Origin of the sequence: Kitasatospora sp. NPDC093558, from assembly GCF_040683475.1 — a bacterium.
Lineage (GTDB): Bacteria > Actinomycetota > Actinomycetes > Streptomycetales > Streptomycetaceae > Kitasatospora.
The window spans coordinates 1-4268 of record NZ_JBFBDY010000543.1; the positions used below are offsets into that span (position 1 = coordinate 1).

Here is a 4268-nt window from a genome sequence, read left to right on the forward strand (position 1 = left end):
GGCTCGGCGGTGACGAGGAGGTCGAGCTGCTCCTCCGTCGCCGCGAGGAGCAGCAGCCGCCCGCCCGGTGCCAGGAGGCGGACGAGCTCGGCGACGGTGGCGTCCGGGTCGCCGGAGCCGCCGGCGACGATGACGTCGAACCGGCCGCCGTCGGGCAGCGGGTGGTGCTCGATGACCTGGCGGGGGCGGGCGGACAGGGCGCGGGCGATCGCCGTGTCGGTGCCGTCGCCGTCGCTGAGCTCCAGGACCCGCAGCGGCGCGGCCCCGTCGTGCGCCTCGGCCATGCCGCGGACGAGCGAGCCGAGCGCCGCGCCGAAGTACCCGCGGGCGGCGGCCCAGCGGACCGGGGGGATGGCCGGGCGGGGCGGCTCCTGGCCGGTGATCCGGCGGGGCAGGCGCAGGGCGGCGCGCCGGACCCGGTCGAGGGCGGCGGCCGGGCCGAGGCCGTCGGCCCAGGCGTCGGCGGCCGGGCGCCAGCGATCGCGGACGTCGGCGGCGGCGAGCGGCGGGACGCCGAAGTGGCTGTCGCCGTGGCGGGCCGTCAGGCCGTGCCGGGCGAGGGCGTCGAGCCAGCGCCGCACCTGGGGGCGGTAGGCGGGGGTGACGACGACGGTGTCGAGGATCTCGGCCTCGGTGTGGCCGGTGGCGGGGTCGGTGAGGACGCCGTACTGCTGGAGGGTCAGCAGGAGCGAGTCGAGGACGGCGCGGTCGAGGTGCGCGCCGAACTCGCGGAGCTGTTCGGCGGTGATGCCGAAGGCGTGCTTCCAGGCGGCGGTCGCGGCGGTGTCGACGGCGGCGCGCAGCCGGTGCTCGGCGGCCTCGGCGTCGCTGTGCGGCTCGCGCAGGTGGGCGACGACGGCGCCGAGCGCGTCGACGGCGGCGTAGACGTCGTCCTGCCGGGGCTCGGGTCCGACGTGCAGGACGAGGCGCAGCGCGGATAGGTCGTGGGCGGCGAGGCCGGGCACGCGGGTGAGGCGCCAGAGCAGGTCGGAGGGCAGCGTGAGGTGGGTGGTGCCGGCGGCGGCGAGGGCGGCGAGCTGGTCCTCGGGGCGCTGGTCGGGGTCGGCGCAGTGGACGGTGCCGCCGGCCAGGAGGGTGGCGAGGGCGAGTTCGACGGCGAGGTCGGTCGCCGGGTGGAGCAGGGTGTGCCGGATCGGTCTCGGGCCGAGGACGCCCGCCCAGTGCCGCAGCCGCTGCTCGGTGGCGCGGGCGGTGCTCGCGGGCAGCGTGGAGTGCGCGGCGACCTTCGCGGCGACGGCCCCGGGCAGTCCGCCGGGCGGGGAGACGCCGAGCAGCAGGCCGATGCCGCTGATCGAGCGGCCGCCGGCGACGACGGCGGGCCGGTCGCCGAGTTCGCGCAGCGCGCTGACCAGGGCGGGAGAGGTGGGCAAGGTGATCACTCCGGGTGGCAGGGTAAGCCGGACTACTGAACCATGCGGGGGAGCCGGGAGTAGCCGCATCCGGGTAAAAATTCGTAATGATTTTCATATCAGCTCGTCAATTAGCTCCCGAAAATGTGGCTTCGGTCCCGGAAATGTCGCCGTGAACGGGCCGGAACCGGGCAATCCGGATGGGCTTCCCGCAGGCGGCCCGATGCCTTGACACCCGCTGCGCGTCCTGGATTACTGGCCCTGGAGTCAGCCCGTCCGAACGATCGGTTGGCCGTGGCCCGAGGGGCCCGGTCGACCTGCGAAGGAGCGACGATGACCAGGAGCGCGCCCGGCACGTCCGGAGGGCCCGCCGGCCCGGAGCGCCTCGGCGAGCCCGTCCCGCCCGGGCTGCTGGACGCCGGCGAGCGCATGTCGGTCGACGAGCTGCGCGCCCACCAGCTCGACCGCCTCCGGGCGACCCTGCGGCACGCGTACGACAACGTCGAGCCGTACCGCCGCAAGTTCGACGCTGCCGGGGTCGGGCCCGAGGACTGCCGCAGCCTCGCGGACCTCGCCCGCTTCCCCTTCACCACCAAGGCCGACCTGCGCGAGGGCTACCCGTTCGGCCTGTTCGCGGTGCCGATGGAGCAGGTCCGCCGGATCCACGCCTCCAGCGGCACCACCGGGCGCCCGACCGTCGTCGGCTACACCGAGAACGACCTGTCGATGTGGGCCGACGTGATGGCCCGCTCGATCCGCGCGGCCGGCGGCCGGGCCGGCGACAAGGTGCACATCGCGTACGGCTACGGGCTGTTCACCGGCGGGCTCGGCGCGCACTACGGCGCCGAGCGGGCTGGCTGCACGGTGATCCCGGCGTCCGGCGGCATGACGGCGCGGCAGGTGCAGATCATCCAGGACTTCCGGCCCGAGATCATCATGGTCACCCCGTCCTACATGCTCACGCTGCTGGACGAGTTCGAGAAGCAGGGGATCGACCCGCGGAGCACCTCGCTGCGGATCGGGATCTTCGGCGCGGAGCCGTGGACGGAGGAGATGCGGCGCGAGATCGAGGAGCGGCTCGACCTGCACGCCGTCGACATCTACGGGCTGTCCGAGGTGGTCGGCCCCGGCATCGCGCAGGAGTGCGTGGAGACCAAGGACGGGCTGCACGTCTGGGAGGACCACTTCTACCCGGAGATCGTCGACCCGCTCACTGATGAGGTGCTGGCGGAGGGGGAGGGCGGCGAGCTGGTCTTCACCTCGCTCACCAAGGAGGCGCTGCCGGTCATCCGCTACCGCACGCGCGACCTCAGCCGGCTGCTGCCGGGCACCGCGCGGCCGGCCTTCCGGCGGATGGAGAAGGTCACCGGGCGCAGCGACGACATGATCATCCTGCGCGGGGTGAACGTCTTCCCGACCCAGATCGAGGAGATCCTGCTGCGCACCCCGGGCGTCGCGCCGCACTTCCAGCTGCGGCTGGGCCGGCAGGGGCGGCTGGACACGATGCGGGTGCGCGTCGAGGCGCGGCCGGACGCGTCCGCCGAGGTGCGTGCGGCGGCGCAGGCGGCGATCGTCCGGGCGGTGAAGGACGGGGTGGGCGTGACGGTCACGGCCGAGGTGGTCGAGCCGTACACGCTGGAGCGCTCGGTCGGGAAGATCCGGCGGGTGGTCGACGAGCGGGGCTGAGACCCGCGGTGACCGGGCAGGACGCGGCGGAGGCGGACGGCAGTCCGGGGGGTGTGCCGTCCGCCTCCGCGGCGTCTACAGCAATGTAGACGTCAGTCGGCGGAGCGTCCAGCCCGGGCCCGGCGCGTCCTCGCCCGCGCGGAGCGGGCGGCGAGCGCGAGGGCGAGCGCCATGGCGACGGCCAGCACCAGGCTCACCAGGCCGGTGCCCAGGTCGAGACCGCCCCGCTCGTGGCTCACGCCGGCCCAGTCCGCGAACGAGGCGCCGAGCGGGCGGGTGAGCACGTACGCCCACCAGAAGCCGGCCACCGGACCCACCCAGCGGGCCTTCGCGGCCACCGCCGGAATGGCGATCAGCACGGCGAAGCCGAGGCCGGCGACCAGGTAGCCGAGCTTCAGCGTCGCCGCCGTCAGGTCGCCCACGGCGGTGCCAAGGGCGAAGGTCAGCAGCACGGCCGCCCAGTAGAAGAGCTCCCGGCGCAGGCCGGTGACCCGGTCGATCGCGAGCGAGCCCTCCACCCGGTGCCAGAGCACGAACAGCGCGGCCAGCGCCACCGCCAGCGAGCCCGCCGACACCGCGTACGGGACGCCGAGCGCGACGTGCGCCACGTCGGCGACCATCGTGCCGAACACGCTCACCATGACCACGACGGCCCAGTACACGCCGGGCACGCAGCGGCGCAGCCGCAGCTGGACCGCGATGGCCACCACGAACAGCAGACCGGCGCCGCCGACCGCCGGGATGGGACCGGCGGTGCGCGCGAGGAAGTCGGAGAGCACCTCGCCCAGACCGGTGGTGAGGATCTTCACCAGCCAGAACCAGCCGTCCACGGGCGGGACCTTGCTCGACCCGCCGGCTCGGCCGGCGGCTGCGTCCGGGGCGTCCGGCCTGGTCAGCGTCGAGTGCTGGGCCACGTCAGCGGTCCTGGGCGGCGGCGACGGTGTTGCCGGTCAGCTCGCCGCTCGCGCCGTCCACCGTCACCCGGTGCCGGACGCCGTCCGGGCCGACGACGACGATGGCCCAGGCGGCGGTGCCGCCCTGCGCGGTGACGCGCCGCAGGGACTCGGCCCGGCCGCCGGGGACGGCGCCCTGCGCCTTCTCCAGCGCGGCGGAGGCGGCGACGGACGGCAGCGGGGCGGGGGCGGCGCCGTCGGCGCGGGCGTCCCGGCCCTCGCTGTCCGGGCCCTCGCCGTCCTGCCCGCCGAAGCCCAG

3 protein-coding genes and 1 pseudogene are annotated in these 4268 nt (G+C 75.3%); 1 reads left to right on the forward strand and 3 read right to left on the reverse strand.

What is annotated here, in order from left to right:
* Positions 1-1400: pseudogene (locus AB0O00_RS31040) on the reverse strand (hypothetical protein); the annotation flags it as partial.
* Positions 1401-1703: 303 nt separating this feature from the next.
* Between AB0O00_RS31040 and paaK the strand changes: the two are divergent.
* Complete coding sequence (paaK, locus tag AB0O00_RS31045; protein ID WP_363657413.1) at positions 1704-3056, forward strand: phenylacetate--CoA ligase PaaK; 1353 nt, start codon at positions 1704-1706, stop codon at positions 3054-3056.
* Between the two features lie 92 nt (positions 3057-3148).
* On the opposite strand, the gene AB0O00_RS31050 is transcribed toward paaK, so the two are convergent.
* Together AB0O00_RS31050 and AB0O00_RS31055 are read right to left on the reverse strand one after the other, a co-directional pair.
* Positions 3149-3970, reverse strand: coding sequence for a hypothetical protein (locus tag AB0O00_RS31050; protein WP_363657414.1), 822 nt, complete (start codon positions 3968-3970; stop codon positions 3149-3151).
* Between the two features lies 1 nt (position 3971).
* Positions 3972-4268: hypothetical protein (locus AB0O00_RS31055; RefSeq protein ID WP_363657416.1), on the reverse strand; the 297-nt coding region annotated here is incomplete at its 5' end.

Bases quoted from the DNA above. Each gene is read 5' to 3' on its own strand.
- paaK (WP_363657413.1), top strand. From the start codon at position 1,704: ATGACCAGGAGCGCGCCCGGCACGTCCGGAGGGCCCGCCGGCCCGGAG.